The organism is Acidobacteriota bacterium (assembly GCA_040754075.1).
Taxonomy (GTDB): Bacteria; Acidobacteriota; Blastocatellia; order UBA7656; family UBA7656; genus JBFMDH01.
This window is the reverse complement of record JBFMDH010000004.1, coordinates 251,837-270,397: the sequence shown is the minus strand read 5'-3', so window position 1 is coordinate 270,397 and position 18,561 is coordinate 251,837. Positions and strand designations below refer to the sequence as shown.

Annotated in this window: 22 protein-coding genes; 17 read left to right on the top strand and 5 right to left on the bottom strand. The window is 46.0% G+C overall.

Annotation, left to right across the window (positions count from 1 at the left end; translation table 11 throughout):
* Positions 1-81: 81 nt before the first annotated feature.
* The 13 genes from AB1757_06800 (at position 82) to AB1757_06740 (ending at position 12,096) form a co-directional block, all read left to right on the top strand.
* Complete coding sequence (locus AB1757_06800; protein MEW6126729.1) at positions 82-1,392, top strand: LamG domain-containing protein; 1,311 nt, start codon at positions 82-84, stop codon at positions 1,390-1,392.
* Between the two features lie 18 nt (positions 1,393-1,410).
* Entirely contained in the window at positions 1,411-2,052 is a 642-nt protein-coding gene (locus tag AB1757_06795) for a hypothetical protein (protein MEW6126728.1), read from the top strand.
* Positions 2,052-3,896, top strand: a complete 1,845-nt coding sequence (locus AB1757_06790) for a hypothetical protein (GenBank protein MEW6126727.1) — start codon at positions 2,052-2,054, stop codon at positions 3,894-3,896. Before AB1757_06795 ends, AB1757_06790 begins: the two co-directional genes overlap by 1 nt.
* Positions 3,897-3,968: 72 nt before the next feature.
* Positions 3,969-5,420 (top strand): hypothetical protein, encoded by a 1,452-nt coding sequence (locus tag AB1757_06785; GenBank protein MEW6126726.1) that lies wholly within the window; start codon positions 3,969-3,971, stop codon positions 5,418-5,420.
* Between the two features lie 5 nt (positions 5,421-5,425).
* Positions 5,426-7,408, top strand: a complete 1,983-nt coding sequence (locus AB1757_06780; GenBank protein MEW6126725.1) for a peptidoglycan DD-metalloendopeptidase family protein — start codon at positions 5,426-5,428, stop codon at positions 7,406-7,408.
* Complete coding sequence (locus AB1757_06775) at positions 7,401-8,936, top strand: hypothetical protein (protein MEW6126724.1); 1,536 nt, start codon at positions 7,401-7,403, stop codon at positions 8,934-8,936. The genes AB1757_06780 and AB1757_06775 overlap by 8 nt, the downstream gene beginning before the upstream one ends.
* A gap of 121 nt (positions 8,937-9,057) precedes the next feature.
* Positions 9,058-9,333, top strand: coding sequence for a hypothetical protein (locus AB1757_06770; GenBank protein MEW6126723.1), 276 nt, complete (start codon positions 9,058-9,060; stop codon positions 9,331-9,333).
* Complete coding sequence (locus tag AB1757_06765) at positions 9,326-10,285, top strand: hypothetical protein (GenBank protein ID MEW6126722.1); 960 nt, start codon at positions 9,326-9,328, stop codon at positions 10,283-10,285. Before AB1757_06770 ends, AB1757_06765 begins: the two co-directional genes overlap by 8 nt.
* A 72-nt stretch (positions 10,286-10,357) precedes the next feature.
* Entirely contained in the window at positions 10,358-10,612 is a 255-nt protein-coding gene (locus AB1757_06760; GenBank protein MEW6126721.1) for a hypothetical protein, read from the top strand.
* Between the two features lie 266 nt (positions 10,613-10,878).
* Complete coding sequence (locus tag AB1757_06755) at positions 10,879-11,196, top strand: DUF2958 domain-containing protein (GenBank protein MEW6126720.1); 318 nt, start codon at positions 10,879-10,881, stop codon at positions 11,194-11,196.
* Positions 11,197-11,212: 16 nt separating this feature from the next.
* Positions 11,213-11,416, top strand: coding sequence for a hypothetical protein (locus AB1757_06750; protein MEW6126719.1), 204 nt, complete (start codon positions 11,213-11,215; stop codon positions 11,414-11,416).
* A gap of 152 nt (positions 11,417-11,568) precedes the next feature.
* Complete coding sequence (locus AB1757_06745) at positions 11,569-11,718, top strand: hypothetical protein (GenBank protein ID MEW6126718.1); 150 nt, start codon at positions 11,569-11,571, stop codon at positions 11,716-11,718.
* Positions 11,719-11,784: 66 nt separating this feature from the next.
* Positions 11,785-12,096 (top strand): hypothetical protein, encoded by a 312-nt coding sequence (locus tag AB1757_06740; protein MEW6126717.1) that lies wholly within the window; start codon positions 11,785-11,787, stop codon positions 12,094-12,096.
* A gap of 4 nt (positions 12,097-12,100) precedes the next feature.
* Here AB1757_06740 and AB1757_06735 read toward each other — a convergent pair whose 3' ends face one another.
* Positions 12,101-12,346 (bottom strand): hypothetical protein, encoded by a 246-nt coding sequence (locus tag AB1757_06735; protein MEW6126716.1) that lies wholly within the window; start codon positions 12,344-12,346, stop codon positions 12,101-12,103.
* 102 nt (positions 12,347-12,448) lie between these two features.
* On the opposite strand from AB1757_06735, the gene yhdJ reads away from it, so the two are divergent.
* A complete protein-coding gene (gene yhdJ, locus AB1757_06730) occupies positions 12,449-13,300 on the top strand; it encodes an adenine-specific DNA-methyltransferase (GenBank protein ID MEW6126715.1) in 852 nt (283 codons plus the stop codon).
* 2 nt (positions 13,301-13,302) lie between these two features.
* Entirely contained in the window at positions 13,303-14,469 is a 1,167-nt protein-coding gene (locus tag AB1757_06725; GenBank protein ID MEW6126714.1) for a restriction endonuclease, read from the top strand.
* 142 nt (positions 14,470-14,611) lie between these two features.
* Here AB1757_06725 and AB1757_06720 read toward each other — a convergent pair whose 3' ends face one another.
* The 3 genes from AB1757_06720 to AB1757_06710 form a co-directional block, all read right to left on the bottom strand.
* Positions 14,612-15,148: a hypothetical protein gene (locus AB1757_06720; GenBank protein ID MEW6126713.1), complete on the bottom strand. Its 537-nt coding sequence runs from the start codon at positions 15,146-15,148 to the stop codon at positions 14,612-14,614.
* A 70-nt stretch (positions 15,149-15,218) separates the two neighbouring features.
* Positions 15,219-15,575, bottom strand: coding sequence for a hypothetical protein (locus tag AB1757_06715; GenBank protein ID MEW6126712.1), 357 nt, complete (start codon positions 15,573-15,575; stop codon positions 15,219-15,221).
* 1 nt (position 15,576) lies between these two features.
* Positions 15,577-16,050, bottom strand: a complete 474-nt coding sequence (locus tag AB1757_06710; protein MEW6126711.1) for a hypothetical protein — start codon at positions 16,048-16,050, stop codon at positions 15,577-15,579.
* Between the two features lie 103 nt (positions 16,051-16,153).
* On the opposite strand from AB1757_06710, the gene AB1757_06705 reads away from it, so the two are divergent.
* Positions 16,154-17,575 (top strand): deaminase, encoded by a 1,422-nt coding sequence (locus AB1757_06705; protein ID MEW6126710.1) that lies wholly within the window; start codon positions 16,154-16,156, stop codon positions 17,573-17,575.
* Between the two features lie 53 nt (positions 17,576-17,628).
* Here the strand turns inward: AB1757_06705 and AB1757_06700 are convergent, their stop codons facing one another.
* The gene (locus tag AB1757_06700) at positions 17,629-18,225 is read right to left on the bottom strand and encodes a hypothetical protein (GenBank protein MEW6126709.1); all 597 of its coding nucleotides are present in this window, start codon (positions 18,223-18,225) and stop codon (positions 17,629-17,631) included.
* 82 nt (positions 18,226-18,307) lie between these two features.
* Between AB1757_06700 and AB1757_06695 the strand changes: the two genes are divergently transcribed.
* Complete coding sequence (locus AB1757_06695) at positions 18,308-18,544, top strand: helix-turn-helix transcriptional regulator (protein ID MEW6126708.1); 237 nt, start codon at positions 18,308-18,310, stop codon at positions 18,542-18,544.
* Positions 18,545-18,561 lie beyond the last annotated feature (17 nt).

Below are 18,561 nucleotides of genomic sequence, written 5' to 3'. Positions count from 1 at the left end.
AATATGTTAATCCCTAAATAAATGCCTCGCCGCCAAACAAATCGTATATTCAACTGGCTTCGGTTCAACGGCTCATCTGATTTGATGACCTTGCCAATTACCCCCTCGACAACTTCGTTTTCGGTCGCCTTTTGGTATAAGCCGGTTTCCGTAGTTGCGAGCGCCCGCGTCATTGACTGGGGCGATGCCGGGCCATCAGGCGGGTTTACCTTAAACCAGGGTTCCCGGCAGCGATTGAGCTTCCAGGTATTTAACGGTGCATCACAAGACGTTGGTTTGGATAAAGAAAATACTCTCTTAGATGTTCCAATCCATGTTGTTGCCACCTATGAACAGAACAGCGCCAAGCTCTATATCAATGGAGTGTTGGTGGGTACTGATACCGCAATCACCATGACCGCACCGACGCAGACTCTAACCATAGGACGCAGGGCTACAGGAGCTACTAACTTCGCCGCCTTCCAGATGGGCGAGCTATTGTTCTATAACAACAAGGTACTAACGCTTGAAGAAGTCGTTGGTCTCTACAGTACCGGCAAGGTTCCCTCAAGTCCTACAGGCAAATACCTGTTCCAAGGTGACGTTACCGACTCTTCGGGAAATGGCAATAATGGCACACTGACCGGAGGAACCTATGAAACTGCTCCGATGAATCGGATTGCTCCGGTCGGCAGTAACAAGGCGCTCAATTTCGCCCTCGATACGACCAAGGTGGTGACTGTCGCTGATACTGCCCTTCTCAGGCCCGAAGCAACCCACACCTTCACTTGGGCCGGATGGATTTATCTCTTTAACACGAATGAAAACGTGCTGCCGCGAATCTGCGGTAAAAACCCGCACTTCTTCTGTTTTATGGGCGATCAGACCAACGGTATGAGAAACCGGCTGGCTTTGGAAGTTGAACGCAGTGCCGGGGGGACTGTTGAGTATTGGGGATCAACACGCTTGCAAGCTCACAGGTGGTATCACGTCGCAGTCACCTTCAATGATGGCACCACTCAGATTTATGTGAATGGTGAAGCCGATATTATGTCCACTATCAATGTCAGTGACCCTTATGCTAACCCTATCAGTTCTACCGTTGGCGCAGATTTCCTGATAGGCAATCGAAATACTGGCAGCCGCAATGTACCAGGGCTTATCAAGGATTTTCGCGCACATAATGTTGTGCTCACTCAGGATGAGATTAAGCAACTTGTCCGTGGAGCCGCTATCACGCGAGGGCTGGTAGGTAAATGGAATATAGATGAGGGAACCGGCTCTACCGCCGCTGATTCATCCGGCAACGGCTATAACGGAACTATTACCGCCGCAACGTGGGAGAGTTTGACCAACACCCGCACGCAAGCAGGCGCTAGAACTGCCGCAGGAGCCAGAACAGCAGTAAGTTAATACTTAAATATTTAATCTATGACCGGCTCACAAATCCTCGAAAAATTCCATAACCTCATTGGCGATGATCTTGGTGCAGATTTTGAGTTGCAGTTGGCAAATGATGCCAAGAACTCCATTGAAACCGAGCTTGAATTGGAGATCACGAAGAAATTGAATTCTTCGCTTTCAACCAGCGCAGGACAGACTTATACCACCTCAAGAGCATTACCAAGTGATTTTCTATCGCCTTTGGTTATCCGTGTAGGGACCCAAAAAGTCTACCCCATTCCCTTTGAAGCACAGATTGATTACCGGGAAATCTCAGGTTACTACTGGATTGACCTAGCAAATGATGTGTTTTACCTCACCGGAACGCAGGGATCAGCCCAGACGATTTATTTCTTCTATCAGAGAGAGACTGACGACCTTACCACCGCCACAAGTCCGATATGGCCCACAAGATTTCACTCGCTCATCCCTTATGAGATGGCCCGAAAATACTTTGCCATTGACGCGGGTGAAAAAGGCAGGTCGTGGAGTCCTGAAATGCAATTGTATTACACCGAACTCAAGAACCAGATGATCCAGTGGGACCATAAACTAAAGCTCAACGGTATGGATAATTCAACCACTCCCTTTGATGCGGCATTAAGTAGCGAAAATAGAGTTCCAATCTAATGCGAATCAAAACCGTCGCAAATTTCCTTAAAGGACTCATAACCTCGATTGAAGACTACTCCATTCCAGACGGAGCGGCTTCGAGCCTGCTCAACTGGCGCTACAAGGGAGACAAGATAGAGCTTCGGAAAGGTTATAAGGTTCTAGGGACCGAGCAAAGCGGATCAGGGAAAGTTACCGGCTTGCACGTCGCCTATAAAGCTGATGGCACTCAGGTCTTATTTAGGAAACGAGGTCGGAAGCTGGAATATTACAGCACCGCTACCAGCGACTGGGTTGAAGTCGGGACCAATATCTTTGCTGCTGCTGATTCCAGCAACTACGCCACGTTTACTAACTACGCATCACTAGCCGGAAACCAGATGCTCATTTGTGCACCGAATTCTGGGCCGTTCAAGATAATGGTTGCTAATCCTGGTGACTACTCAGACCAATACAGTTCTACTAAGAATTTCAAAGGCTACATTAAGATAAAGCAAAACCGTTGCTTTCTATGGCAACGCACCAAATCAGGCTCGACTGAGCAGAACGACTATACCGGAGCCTATGGCTCTTACATTGATAACGCTCAATATACTTCGGTCAGCGGCGAAGCAACAACTTCGCTTTCAGGGACACTCGCATTTAAAGCTGGCGGCTCTAAGCGCACCTGTTTTGCAGTCCAGATAACAATCACAGCAACCGGCGAGGTTTATACGGACGATTACAACGGTGTCCTCACTGGATCACTCGGCGGTACTGGAACTATCAACTACATGACCGGAGCCTACACACTCTCCAATGCGGGCGTGGGAACTGCAAACTACCAGTGGGAAGATTCCACTAACCAGGGCGTGATGGATTTCTCTAAGTCCACCCCAAGAACCGCAGGACAGGGCTTTGTATTCCGGCAAGATGACGGCGGATCTCCGATAATGAACGTAGAGAGCTATGGAGATGTTGAATACTGCCTTCATAAGAAGCTCACCTACGCACTTACCCTCACCGCCACTGACACGAGCGCCACAAACTTGATCTATCGCCAGAATGTCGGTATCCCTAACGAGCTTGCCTCAGTCGCTACGGGCGACGGCATTTACTACGTTGACGACTTCGATCAGACCGATCCGAAATTCAGACTGTTGACCATTAACAATATTTCTACTCAAGTTATTCCCCTGCCTGTTTCTGACGAGCTTAATTTGCAGGATTACCGCTTTGATCAGGCAGTAACCTATGAGTGGGGAGAGTTTGTAGTTTTCGCCTGTCGCCATAAAGATGTCACCAATAACAATACGCTGTTTATGTATAATAAGCGGCTGAAGCTCTGGGAAAAACACGATTATTTTGTGTATTGTTTGGCTGTTTATAACGGCGCTCTTGTAGCCGGTGAATCCATATCTGAAAATGTAGTTGAACTTTTTAGTGGCTTTGATGACAACACCGCCACGATCCCGAATTATTGGGAAGGTAATTTATCCAAGCTCGACCTCGAAAATTTAAAGCGTGTCAAAAAGTTTTGGGTTCAAGGTGAAATTTCCAAGGATCAGGTCTTGAAGATATACGCTTCTTTTGACCGCAGTGCGTATGTCTTACTCGGCACTCAAGAAGGCAATGATGACAATGTAGACTCTGCCCCTCGTACAGTAATCGGCTCTGACGTAATCGGCCAATCTACGCTCGGTGGTCAAACCTCTACTTCTGTCTATAACTACATCAAAGAAATCAGGCTTATTCAAGGCAAGTTCCGCGAAGTCAAAATCAAATTTGAGTGTACTTCTATCGGTTACTGTTCAGTATCCTCTTACACCTTCAATGACATTCTCACCTATGTAAATAAGCTCCCGACTCGTTATCGAGCATAAATAATTAACTCTACTCCAATGGTATTAATCCCCAAAATCTCCGCACTGTTTGAGACTTCGCTTGCCTCGGCAATGACTGCCGCCGCAACATCATTTTCTGTCGTTTCAGGAACAGACCGAGACGGCAACGCCTTATCTGGGCTCTACGGGTTCATTATTGATGAAGGAACCGCAGATGAAGAATTTGTAGTCGGCACAATTTCAGGTACTACCGTAACAATCTCTAAAAGAGGCTGTGATGCTGATGATCCTGAAACAGAGGTGTTGGCCAACAAAAAGGCTCACCGCAGAGGCGCGAGCGTAAAAATTACGGACTATCCAATCTTGGCCTACATTCGCAATATGCTTGCGGTTGTCAGTGGCTATGAGCTTCCAACTCTACTTCGCTATGCCTCTAATGTCGGCAATCCAACTAATGACTATGATATTGCTCATAGGGCGTGGGTATTAACCGTAGTCAATGGCGGCGCAGTATCGCACGATAAATTGATTGTTGCAGGGACCGCAGGTGAGACAGTAGCAGCCGGAAACCTAGTTTATTTTGATGATACTGACAATGAGTGGAAGAAATGCGATGCGGACACCGCAGCCACCGTTGAAAACGTAATCTTAGGTATTGCCCAAGGAGCCGGTGTAGACGGCGGGGCAATCTCTGGTGGTGTCTTGCTCTTCGGCTTAGATGAAAACCAGTCAGGATTGACCGCAGGTGCGCCTTACTACGCTTCCAACACGGCTGGCGAAATCTCTTCGAGTGCCGGAACGAAGGAAGTAACTGTAGGGTTCGCCAAATCAACCACCTCACTTTATTTTTACCCTCGTTTTGACCAGCAGCTTACCGAAGACCAGCAGGATGCTTTGGCGGGAACATCTGGCACGCCTTCTGGCTTAAATAAATATGTAACCGCCAATGATGTATCAGCAAGCGCGGCAGCCGACAAAATCGTGCGCTCTGGTTCAGATAACTTCATTGCTTCAGGTTTCATTGGGACCAGCAAAAAAGTCTCTCTCTCGACTACTGAACTTACTTTCACCGATGGGAATGGTGGGGCAGGAGCGGGAAGCGAGCAGACCCTATTCTCAGCAACCATCCCAGGCGGATTGCTCGGCACTAATAACGGCATCAAGTTCAAAATTTTTATCCGTGATGCGAACATCCTACAAAATGCTGCTTCGTGGGTATTCAAGGTCAAATACGGCGGGGTAACGCAACTGACTTTGAATAGTGTGGCTTCGCTTAATAACTTAGCGGGACTGAGTGGCTTCTTGGAAGGATACATTTTAGCTGATGGCGCGACCAACGCTCAAAAAATGACCGCTGAAGCATTGCTACTTGATACCGCTGCCAGTACCGCTGAGTCTGCGACTGACGCCGCAGTTTCGATGGACAAGTCACATTTCTTTGCTAACGCCGCAGGAGCGATTGATTCTACGGCGAATCAGACTTTAGAAATCACCTTAACCCAAACCAACAACGCAGCGAATGACTGTGTTGTTGAGTGGTGTGTAATTGAGAGCATTAGATAAACCATATGCCAAAAGACATTATAGGAACAAACAACGGCCAGCAATTCTTTGTTGGCCAAGATACCCCGTCAGTAGCTCCACCTCCTGTATCTACTCCCACAACTCCAACTTCTCCGGTAAGAAGGTATACTGCGCCCGCGCCAAGCCCAGCACCATCTTTACCTGTGGCTCCTACTGTGGCTAAACCAAAATTGCAGACGGTAGATGAGAATGCCATCCGCGAAGAAACCCGAAAGCGGATGCAAGGCACGATTGATGCGATAAATGCCAACTACGCCAACCTTATCAGTCAGGAGCAGGTAGCGGGACAAGACCGATCAGGTCAAACAAGGTCCATTGTCTCACGCTCCGGGCTTATGGGTTCTGATTTTGGTCAAGCCCAGCAGGAAAAGACCACTCAATTTAACCAACAGCAGGTCAAGTACCTCGAAGAAGAAAAACAGGCAAAGGTTAATGCCGTACTTTTGAACATCGAAGACCGCGCATCTGAGGCCATCAAAGAAAGGAAGGCAGAAGCCCAAGGACAGTACGAACGGGATATGGATGCGTTTACACAGGCACAAGAACAAGCCAGGGGTGACTTAAAAACCCTTGCTAGTAGCGGCGTGGATTTGAAGCAACTCAATCCGGCTCAAAGAGCAGCCCTCGCCAAACAAGCTGGCTATGAAGACAACGATATGTTCGACCTTGTTTATAACGCAATGAAAAAGAAGTCTGAACAGATTGATTATAAATTTGAAAAGCTTGCAGATGGGAAAGGGCTGTTCTACGGCATTGACCCTATCACAGGAGAGCTTGTAACAAAGAATGTGGAAATGGACATACCCGATGATATGGATTTGACTATCGCTCCTGATGGAACCCCAATTCTATTTAACAGGACTAAAGGGATTGCTCAAATTGCCCCCGGATTCGGTCAGGGAGAATTCTTAAAGCCCGAAGAAACCGACCCAACATACGGCGGACTTACCAAAGAACAGCGCACCGAGCTACAACGAGTCCAGGGTAATGTCAGACAAGACCCAGACATTAAGGACTTTATTATTACCAGAGACGGCTACGAGCGGGTACAGACCGGAGCAAACCAGAATAACGCTCAAGGCGACTTGGCTTTGCTTTTCGGCTTTATGAAGATGCTTGATCCGAATTCCGTTGTTCGTGAAACCGAATTTGCTAACGCCGAGCAAGCACAGGGAACATTGCAACGATGGTTCAATATTCCAGATAAATTCATCAAAGGTACTCGATTGACCGAAGAAGGCAGGCGCTACTTTGCAGATGCCGCTAAGGACCTCTATTCCCGAAAAGAAATGAGCTACCAGAGAGCAGTAGATTTCTACGGAAACCAGCTCGATCAGTTTGGTATCCCTAGAGAAATGGGCCTTCGTGATTTTGGTACTACCTTTGAAGATGAGCCGGTATCACTGACTCCATTAAACGGCAATGACCCACGGCGCTTTACGAATCCGCTTGTAAATAAATATCCATACCTCGAAGTAGCAAGCTTCGTTCAACAATACCCGGACGCGACCGAAGCGGAGATACAAGAGCTAATAGGAAACTCGCCGGGAAATTTTACTAAGGGTGGTAGCACACCTTACCTGAAGACCCTAGGTGCTATCACCGGATTAGATGGAAGTAAGTACTGGAAGTGGGGTCTGGACGTAGATGTGAAGAAAGGCGATCCGGTGAAAGCCCCGGTATCAGGAACAGTTATTTACGCAGGTGCTAACGGCGGCTTCGGCAACCAAGTGAAGATTAGGACTGATGACGGAAAGGAAATTTGGCTATCACACTTCGACGCATTAAAAGTTAAGAAAGGCCAGAGAGTAAACGCAGGACAGGTAATAGCTCTTGGTGGTAACTCTGGAAAGGTATACTCAAACGGCGGTGACGGTTCCCACGTTGATATAACAATGCCTAAAGGAAACGGTTCTTATTACACAGCTAGAGAAGTCAAATCATTCTTAGATAAATCATATGTCTAATCGAGTCGAACAATTTAAAAAGCAGAAAGGTATCCAGACTGCCCCAAGTTCTTCTACTGGCGGATCTTCGCGCGTTCAGCAGTTCAAGCAGCAGTTACAGCAAAAACAGCAGGTCACTATCTCACAACCGACGCAGGAAGAACCGAAAAAAGATGGATTCCTTAAATCACTGGCTAAGGGAATCGTCAACCCCTTTGTACGCACTGGTGCATCCCTTTATGCGGCTGGGGTAGGTTTTAAGAATGCCCTTGAAGCTAACGCAGCTAAACGGCGCGGAGATACAGAAGGTTATAAGCGCAATCTTGAAGAAGGCTATGCCCCTATTCGGAAAGGGGTCAACGTTCCCTTTTTCGGAAACACAAAGGTTATTCAAAAGCCAGGACTTGATGCCGCTGGCGTTGGCGCAGAGGGAGCCACATTCTTTATCCCAGGAGCAAAGGTAGGGTCACAAGCAGTAAAGCAAGGGGCAAGACAAATCATAACGCGAGCCGCAGGAAAAGGAACGGCAATAGGAGCATTAAGCGGGGGAGGCGTCGGACTACAGAAAGAGGACAAGACAGTAGGAAGTGTCGTTAAGGACACTACTATTGGCGCTGGGGCAGGTGCTTTATTCGGAGCCGCTGCCGGAGCATTATCTAAGCCAGCCGCTAGTGGTCTTCGCACATCAGCCGAGAAGTCTTATTCCAAAGGCATTGGAGCTACTACAAAAGAAAACAAGATGCTTTCAGATAAGGTTGTCCCTGAATTGATAGACCGCAAAGTTACTGGCCTGACTAGAAACACTTTATATAACAAAGCACAGAGAAACGTGGAAAAAGCAGGGGAAGCCCTGGAAGAAGGTTATGCCAAACTTCCAAAGAACGCCCAGACTACATGGACTCCCGTATTTAACTCAATTAGACAAGCAAAGGAAGAATTGATTGTCAACGATGTTGTAATGGACGTTGGACGCTACCGAGCACTTCAGGGACTAGAAAAAGACCTTTTCGATATAGTCGGGGGGAGCGCCAAGGAAGCGCGAGAGGCTGTGGTTTCCGTTGAAACAGCACGAAAAGTTCGTCAAATTTTAGACAGGTCTATATCGCAAAAAAGTAAGATATTTGGTCTTACCGGCAAAGAAACTGACAGGCTCGCTGTCCAAAAGCTCGCTGCCAATTCTATTCGTCAGCAACTTGCAGAAGATTTTCCTGATATAGCAAAGCTTAATAAGGAATTCACTTTTTGGAGCAATGTAAGGCAAGTAGTAGGTGACACGATTCAAAGAACCAAATCCCAAAACCCTATTAGCGATCAACTAGCCATAGAGGGCGGAGCTATTGCCGGTGGCGTGATCAAAGGAACCGTAGGCAATGTAATTGTCGGTGCGGCTACTTTGAAGTTCTTAAAGCAGGCTGTTCAGTCAACCGGATGGAGAACCACATCAGCAATAATAAAAACCAGCTTGGCGAATTCGCTGGCTAAGGGTGACTTTAAAAAGGCCAATATCCTGCTACAGAAGATTATTGAATCTAGTCGGAAGAAGGACTAAAGATGAGGTAGCCTATAAAGATTATTGCAAATAAAACAGCTATCATACCGCACAGCGTACACGTTCCACAAAATCTGTCAATTAACTCCTCATAAACAAGCCAATAATTAACCAAGAATTAATGACACAAGAAGACCACGATTTACTCATCGAGCTTCGCACCGAAGTCAAAGGGATGCGCGTTGACATCCGAGATTTAAAGGACGGCACAACCGAGCGACTCACCGACGTTGAGCGTGATGTAGATGAGCTTGAGAAAAATAAGGCAAGCAAGGTTGATCTTGCTCAGACAGACAGAAGACTCGACCGTGTACGGACAACGCAGAATCTTATGATTGGTGGCTTGATTGTCATAAACGTCCTCCTGCCTTTCATCATCAAATATCTATTTGGCTAAGAAGCCCCTCAAACAATTAATCAACAATCATATGAACGAAGACATACAACCATACGGGCTGTTAGTCCGTGATCCCTTACCAGGGCAGGCAGTTTATAACCGAATCTTTGCGGGTGGAATTGGGTCAGGGGAAAGTTTCAACTGGAAACCATTTCTCCCACCAAGAGAACGTCAATACCGAATCCCTTTTTGCGTCGCTTTCAGCCGGACTAACTGCGCTGAGGCCAAAGGCAGGAAAGAAGGCATAGATATTAACCTGTCAGACCGGGAACTAGGCGTCATCTCAGGCACAACCCAGCAGGGTAATTACATGGATACGGTCAGTGAGTTCTTTAGGCAGAAAGGGATTACTCTAGAAAAGGACGTACCCTTTACGGATGCAATGCTTAACCTAAGTACGCCGAACGCTTGGGCAGATATTTTTAACCTCCCTGATACGACAGAAAAGAAGCGATATAAGGGCGGCAATTTCAGTTGGGTATATGGACTGGGCGCGATGATTGACGCGCTTAATTACAGCCCATTGCAGATCGCCGTAGGCATCGGTTCTAATTGGGAGTCAAACGGCCCGATTGGAGCACCGGCTAAAATCACAGCCTATCACGCAGTTACTTTGTACCACATAGATTCTCAAGGTAATAAATACATTCAAGACAGTATTGGAAAAGAGTGGAAAATATTAAAGCCGGACTACCCACTCACCGGCACATTAAGTTTTCGGGACTTACCCGAAGACTGGAAGGATAATATGGCACGTGTAATTCGTGAGCCTAATGGCACAATCCGCATTGAGTTAGGCATCGGAGACAAGAAAGTAAACATAGGGATTAATGAAGCCAACTTTGCCAACAAAATTGCCCAAAGCGGCGAACCAATTATTGATGTTCCTGCGCCAAGCCCAAGCAAGCAGATTGGCGTTATTGAACCCGGTTTGGTTATTGATTCCGAGTAGTCCCTGTGGACAACTCAACCCCTGATTTAAGGGAATGAGAGTATAATTGAATTAAGAATTAATGAAATTTATATGAGTCCCCGATTTACCCTCAATAAACAAGATGCAAAAAAAATCCTCAAAGGCGCAGCAATCGCCGCCGGAGGTGCTATTGCCACTTATCTTTTGCAAGAACTACCGAACGTTAATTTCGGCCAATACACACCGCTTATTGTCGCCCTCGCCTCTGTTCTGCTTAACGCTCTTCTGAAATTCCTTGCTGATCAGAAGCTAGCACGAGACTCAGAAGTAACTATACGACCGCTCAGAGACGATGAAATCGAATAGAGAAGCATTGTCAAAAGCTCGCAGGAAAGCCAAGCGTGAAGCTCAGAGGCGGCATGAAGAGTCCATAGTAGCTCGCCCTTATTGTTCCCGTTGTAACCGCTCGCATTCTCGAAGTCAGCCTCATTCCTTTTAACAACTGAATAGGACGAAAACTCCGCTCCCTGTTATGTGGTACAGGGGGCAGGAGTGGATTCCTCTTCCGGCTAGATATTGGTCTAGTGGGTTACCCAGAGGAGTCCGCTTCTGCAAAGGAGGACAACCAAATAATGAGTGAAGAGTATTCTTTCTTTCCAGACGAAGTAAAAAACTCTCTTCCCAAGCTCTACTCTCAAGAGCAAGTCAAAGACCCTATCGTTTATGCGAAGTGGTTTTGTCCCTGGAATCAGTGGACGTGGTTTGCAACCGAGGGTGAGCAACAGGAAGACCAGTTTATTTGCTTCGGTTATGTCATCGGACATGAACGGGAATGGGGATATTTCTCGATTACCGAGCTTGAATCCATCACAGGACCGTTTGGCCTCAAAATCGAACGGAACATCTACTTCACACCTAGACCGAAATCGAAAGTTTCGGAAATCAAGTAAAAGGAGATACACAGATATGGCAGCACAGGTTTTAAATCTGTATCAGATTGTGAAAGTCGAGGGCCGCAAGAAACCCTTGTGGAATCGCGCGGGCATCGGCTTTGTCAATAGCGATGGTTCAATCAACCTCACGGTTGATTCGCTTCCGGGCTGCCGCTTTCAACTCAGGCTTCCTAACCCGAAGCCAGAAGAGAAGAAAGCGAAGACTCGCAAAAGATAGTTCGCCGCCTATTTCCCACCTCTAATCCACTCATAACGCCTACCGGGAGCTGAAAAATGCTCCCCTCCCTCTAATCCTGCTTCTATATCGACCTCATGCGGTTGGTAGCAACGAGCCAACAAATAGGAGCAGGGTTAGAAGGAGACGACGCTATGAGAATCCAAATCGGAGCCAGTTACACCGCCATCTCGACGCTTTCCAAAGTCGCCTTTCTTACCTTCACCATCCGTGACGAGAAAGACCGGCAACGCTGGGAGCGTATGAAACGAACCAAGAACATCAGCTTGCGGAGGGAAAAGTGAAAACACGCTGGTACACCTCAGCTACTGGTGTCTGCTTACAGGCTGAAAAGCCTTACCGGAGAAATCATGAAGATCACCATTACCAGAACAGGACCGCCACTCAACCATACCTACTGGAAGATAGTTTACCTGCTTTGCATTTTGCTTTCGCTGATGTTTGCGCCGGTAGGTAAAGCCGAGGTTACGAACAAGGTCACTTCGATTCAGCGAGTCGAGTACCACAACCGGATACTGGAGAACTATATCCAGTATCTCAAACTGAGGAGGTTATTGAATGTCTCGGAGAAAGAAACCAGTGCTAGTCGAGTGCAAAGACTATCCCGGCAGATGCCGTCATCACCTAACACCCAAACAGCACGGCGGAGACAGAAGCCCTGAAAACCTACTGTTGCTTTCCCTTGATAAGCATTCTGCTTACCACAGATTGTTTGGGAATCTCAGCATCGAACAGGCAATTCAGCTTCTCGTCCGCATCCACCGAATGAAAGGTCGCTGCCTTTACGGAGCGATGGGACGACCCTGCAACCTTGCCCCCTGCCTTGACCAGAAAGCCAAAACAAACGGCCACAAGAAGAACGGCCACAAGCCGGGACGACAAGTATTCCGAATGCTCAAGTGATTCACTCATTATCTCGCTGCCTTACAAGCGTATTGCAGTAGAGACTAAAAAGACTGCCTAACCTTTCGCGCCCGGTTGTGACAGTCTCTTTTTTTCGATAGAATCCGCGCTATGAAGCGGTTTGGTGACGACAGACATACAATATTTTGGGGTGATGCCTTGAAGGTACTACTCAAGATTCCTAATGCTTCTATTGACCTGATCTTTGCTGATCCTCCATACAACATAGGTAAAAACTTCAATGGCACTAAAGACAAATGGGAATCTGACGACGCATATGTCAAATGGTGTTACAAGTGGATTAGTCTTTGTATCAAGAAGCTCAAGCCCAATGGCAGTTTCTATCTAATGTCTTCGACACAGAATATGCCATACCTTGATATATACGTTCGGAAGCGTCTCACTATTCTCTCACGCCTTGTTTGGTACTATGACAGTTCTGGTGTGCAAGCTAAGAAATACTACGGCTCATTGTACGAGCCGATTTTATTTTGTGTTAAGGATAAAGCTAACTACACATTCAACGCCAATGACATTTTGGTTGAGGCGAAGACCGGAGCAGTCCGAAAACTAATTGACTATCGAAAGCCAGTACCAACCGAGTACAACTCACAGAAAGTTCCAGGCAACGTCTGGGAAATGCCCAGAGTCCGTTATCGAATGGACGAGTATGAAGACCACCCGACACAAAAGCCTATAGCCCTACTCGAAAGAATCATTAAAGCCAGTACCAACGAAAATGACCTTATACTTGACCCGTTTTCTGGAACATTCACCACTTCCTATGTCGCTAAGGAGTTAAGTCGAAGGTCAATCGGCATAGAGACTCAAGAAGAATATGTGAAAATTGGATTGCGTAGATTAGAGATTGCATCTGATTATAAGGGTCAACCTCTTATAAGACCGGCGCGGACATTTGAGCGCAAAGCCCATGCACAAGGGGCTTTGTTTGCCGAGGAGTAATAGTGGATCACGCATTTACCAAAACAATTAAAGAAATTCTGGCTAAGAATCTTGGCGACGATGCAGAAGCTATATTTGATGTCAGTGAGATTCTGAAATATATCAATATCAAAACCAAGTCAGCTACAAGAGGTTCAAAGTCGCGTGGAAGTTTCGCCAATCTTTATGCGATTTACGTTTTAGTTGAAGACTATTTAGCTAATGGATTTGATAAGTCCGACAAGTATTCAGACTATGAAGGCGCAGTGTTCACAGCTCTATTGAAAAGACAACGAGAATTGCCCTTTGGTCAGAAGCTCCAAAATCACGCATTAAACCATCGTCTCAATGAAGAGTTTAAAAAGTATTTCCCCACCAGTGAGACAATACCTATTCTCCGAACAAGTAACAGGTATTGGTTCAACGAAAATATGCTCAAGGTTGAGGCTAACGGCAACGAATATAATCTAGCGCAATCTATCATCGAAATAATTGATGCCTATATAGGGGCTAAAAAGGATGCCTTTGACCAATTCATAGAATTCTGTGAGCAAGCCCAAAAGCTGGATGAGGAAGGCGCAGCCAAGTTCATTACTGATCTACTAAAACCTACCGTTGATGCCCGTATTTTCGAGATAGTCAGCTACAGCATTTTGAAATACTACTATCACAATCAAACTATCTTTTGGGGCTATGACCTAGAGAATATTCAAGAGGATAACCTCAAGCTGTATAAAACAGGCCGAACTAACGCCAATGACGGCGGTATTGATTTTGTAATGAAACCGCTCGGTAGGTTCTTCCAAGTAACCGAGACTGTAGACGTAAAGAAATATTTTTTGGACATTGATAAAATCGAACGGTTCCCCATTACTTTTGTTGTTAAATCCTTAGACTCCGTAGATGACCTCCGCAATGCGATAAAGGAACAGGCTGAAAAGCAATTTTCAATCAAGGCTATTGTTCAAAAGTATATGGACTGTATCGAAGAGATTATAAACGTCCCTGTATTACTTGAAAGATTTAGGGAAGCTGTTGGTAACGGATTTTCAAGGGACATCCTTAACGAGATTATCAAACAAAGCAAAGTCGAGTTTAACTACGATGAGGGCTTTGAAGGAGAGATAGCCGAGGCAGAGGCCGAAGCAGAAGCGGAGGCAGTTATTGCCCCTCCTCTCCCTCTTGAATAAAAAAGCCCCAGCTTTCGCCAGGGCTTTCTTTATATGGCGCAAAAGCAGATTGAACAATTCGGTTTACCCATCTGCCGATACTTCTTAACCGTTGCAATCGGCCACTGGTGGCAGCCGCAGGGAGTAGGCCGAGAGCAACGGCCTAGTCGAAAGGGGTTTCTGGATCATTCTCTATTTCATCTACGCCAAGCGTTTGTTCCACAGCTTTTTCAGAAGTACCACCTGACTGCTTTACTTCTTCAACCTCTTTCAAATAATCTTGAATGGTTCCCTTTGCTTCTAAGGCTTTTAATTCAACCTCAGTAAGCGGGGTATTGGTACGAGCACCGAGTACAGAGTATTTGACTTCTTTGGTCCCAGCGCCTTTTGCCACGACTGTAATATCAAACGGCATTGGCACTTCCTCAAAAGCATAGTCTGGATTAGATTGCAATGCTCCAATACCTTCAAGAACAGTAGCGGGCATAAAATAGGCTTTTACTTGTCCATCCCTGCGATCTAAGACCCAAGCCACGAACTTAGTATTGAACTTGCCTTTAAACTCGCTTTGATACGCTACCGGATCAGACAACAATCTAATTCGATTTTCCCCCTCTTGAATTTTCAGATAATCACTTTTACCCAATAAGCCATCAGCTTCGGCTTTCTTCAGGGTGTCTGCTGCATTAAATTTTCCCATATTAGTGTTCCTTCAAGTCGGGGGCGCTTGCTAACAGTGCGCTAACAAGTGCCACCCGGCACTGTACTTATTAATATTGATTCTTTGCTTCTACTTGATCGGAGTAGAGTCGAGACCTTACTCCGGTCAGCATAATTTCGATGCGCTTTAATTCCCATTTAAGGGCAATCTCTTGTTTACCTAACGGAGTTGTTTCCCACTCCATATCAGTTCGCGTATCGGAATATTCTTTTGGTTGGCCTTGCTTCTTAATGGCTAGCCACCGCTCAGCTTTTTGAAGCTGTACCTTTTTCATCTTGTTTGAGTAGAAGGCGTACCAGCCAGCAAGCTGCATGAGAATGTCACCAAGTTCAGAGGGCGGTATGGATTCACTCTTCAAACGTTCAGTGATTTCATTGATCGAGCCATTGGTTTTGACGAGCGCCATACTAACTCCCTTCTACTTTTTTAAAATCGCTGGTAACAACTTTGCGCGGTTCGTCTTTTTCATTCTTTCGCACAGAGATGAACTCAGTCTCTTTGATAATCATTCCCTCTAGTAATGGTTCCTCGCCTGCGGCTATCTTTTTCTTCGGCTGCTCGAACAAGTCATTCACTCTTTCAGAGATGTAGTCAGTAAGACCGGCTTCCTTTAACTGCTCGACAACCTTTACTTCATCCACTATCACCGCCGTCTTTCGGACGGAAAGAGACACGGTTGCGCCCTCGATCCGGCTACTAAACTCGCCACGGCTTTTGAACAATTCTATAATCTTCGTTTTGATCGCTTCCTTTGCGTCCTTGAATGGCTTGGCTTTCTCCTCAAATTTGCTGACCTTGTTTCCGGCTTCGATATAGGCGTACACCAAGTCTTTTAGAGGGATAGCTATTTCAGTCTGTTTAGGCTTCGCTAGTTCTGTCATAGATTTGGATTTCTATTTAATGATTAGGTAGGAGTATGCCTCGACCCTAGCATACGAAAACCCCGGCAGTGATTGGACCACTGACGGGGGTATATACAAAAGGATGATTTCAGATTGGTCCAATCAATCTAAGGTCAGCATAGCAAACGCACATGAACTGTCAATGAGGGTTTTCCACAGGGGAAAGCTCTCCAATCACAGGAGATTTTCTGCTAACATTTTTGCCATTATGAAACTAACCGATGAGGCTAAAAGCTACTGTGACCTAGCCCTTGGAAAACGGGTTAGAGACATCGAAGCGTGGTTTACACCTGAGATGGATCGAGTACAGGCTGACTTTGTTCGCAGAGGTTTCGGAGAGAGTGGTGTCTTAAATCAAGCCCTCGCTAACACGATCCTTGAACGCTGGCAAAAGATAGTAGATGCCCGCATTGAATGTTTAGTTGAGGCATACGAACAGCATGAATTAAAACTAGAGCTAGATGATGTAAACGATTTTGGTGAGAGGTTGGAGTCGAGTCGTGAAAATATAGTCGTCAGTATCAAGAATCGTATCGGCGGCGATCCTTCCGCGAGTTCATTGCATAAACTTGACCAGATAAACCGTGCAGCACGGCAAACGCTGTTGCTGGAAGTGAAAAAGTCTGAGTTGCGAATGAAGAGTCACAACAAGGATAGAGAGTTTATGCTCAGGGCCATAGAGCTTGCCCGAAACTGCATAAGCGAACCGGGCAAAATCTCCCCGAAAGTCGGAGCCGTGATCGTTCGTGATGGAGCCATTTTAGGAGAGGCGTATCGTGGCGAAATAAGGCCAGGAGACCACGCAGAGTTTACGCTATTTGAAAAGAAGCTGGCCGATCAGGAACTTGTAGGAGCAACACTCTTTACCACTTTAGAACCTTGCACCACTCGTAGCAGCCATAAAGTTCCCTGTGCAAACAGGGTTATTGAGAGAGGTATTAAGACAGTTTTTATCGGGACACTTGATAGAAACCCCGATATTCAAGGCGCTGGACAGCTCTTGTTGCAGGATCATGGTATTCACGTACTAAATTTCGACGGAGATTTAGTCCCAAAGATTAATGAAATAAACCGTGAGTTTAATCGGCAATTTACAGGTGCTACCAGAAAATCTCAGAGTGAGGTTAATAGACCCTATGTGCATATACTTGGATTAGGTGGCCATAGTAACTCATCAGAAATAGCTTTTGAGGTAGCTATCAAGAACAGTGGAGGATTTACAGCAAGGAATATCAAAGTATCTTGGACTGTGTACAGCAATGGGGAAGTTATTCATCAAAGCACGGATGGTTCACCAGTTCTTGAAGATAAGCAAATGCAGAAATTCTCCATCACTTTAAGAGGAGATTATTCCCTCAAGATTCACAACGAGGAAATAAAGGTTGAAGTACTACCACAGATTACCTACGAGAGTATTGGGGGGAAACAATACTATTACCGGCAACGATACTCCATATCAAAGCGAAAAGAATATAGACCGTTTGGCGACGCAGAAAGCAATTAATTATACAAAGCTTTTTCTGATAATATCCACAGCAAGGGGTTGTGGTCGGCCAGTTATTTTTCGCACGGAACATCAGCACACTTGATTGGTATAAGGCTCACGTATGGCTCATAGCGAATCTCCCATTTACCTTTCTTCGAGTCAACATTAACGCGAATAGTGTAATCGTCTCGCCACATCCCCTGATCCTTGCCAGGGGCATTACATGATCTTCCGGCACTAAACGTTACCATTGCCTTTCCGCGCCACTCATACGGCTGCGGATCAACACCGTTTAACTTCTCTGCCTGTGTCAGATTCTTAGACGGATAATACCTACCTTCAACATTAAAATTGGGATCGCCTTTCATTTGATAATAATTTGTATAGACACCTCTCTTCTCTGAGATAAAATAGGAACCCCCGCATTGGATTAGATGCCTCTTCCAATACGCTTCAGCCTGTTTCTTCGCCTGTTCTAAATAATATTCATCCCAGGAAAGAATTGTTTCTTCTTTGGATGATCTTGAGTTGGAATTTTGCGAAGGGGAGGAATTAGTCACTGAGACATTAGCTGGTCTAGAATTCCCAATATTTGAATTTCTGTCAAATTCCGTACCGCACGCCCAAACCGATAGCAACAACAGCGCAGCACTAATTGCTTTAAACATAAAGGGTCCGCCTTTCTAGTTTTATCGGAGTATACCCTGCTTCCATTTTGAGAGCAAACGAATTGAGTTCTATTTTCTATGGATGACAAAATCCGTCTTCACCGAGCGGTATCAAACTCTTATTTCCTTACTGATTAACGCACGGCAGGCCCAAGGGCTTTCCCAGAGAGAACTGGCTTCAAAGCTAAACACGGCTCATTCGTTCGTCGCTAAGTATGAGTTAGGAGAGCGCAGGCTGGATGTTATTGAATTCCTTGATATAGTCAAGGCACTGGAAGCCGATCCTGTAAAGATAATTAAGCAGCTTGTGGAAAAGTGAAAATGATATACTGTGGC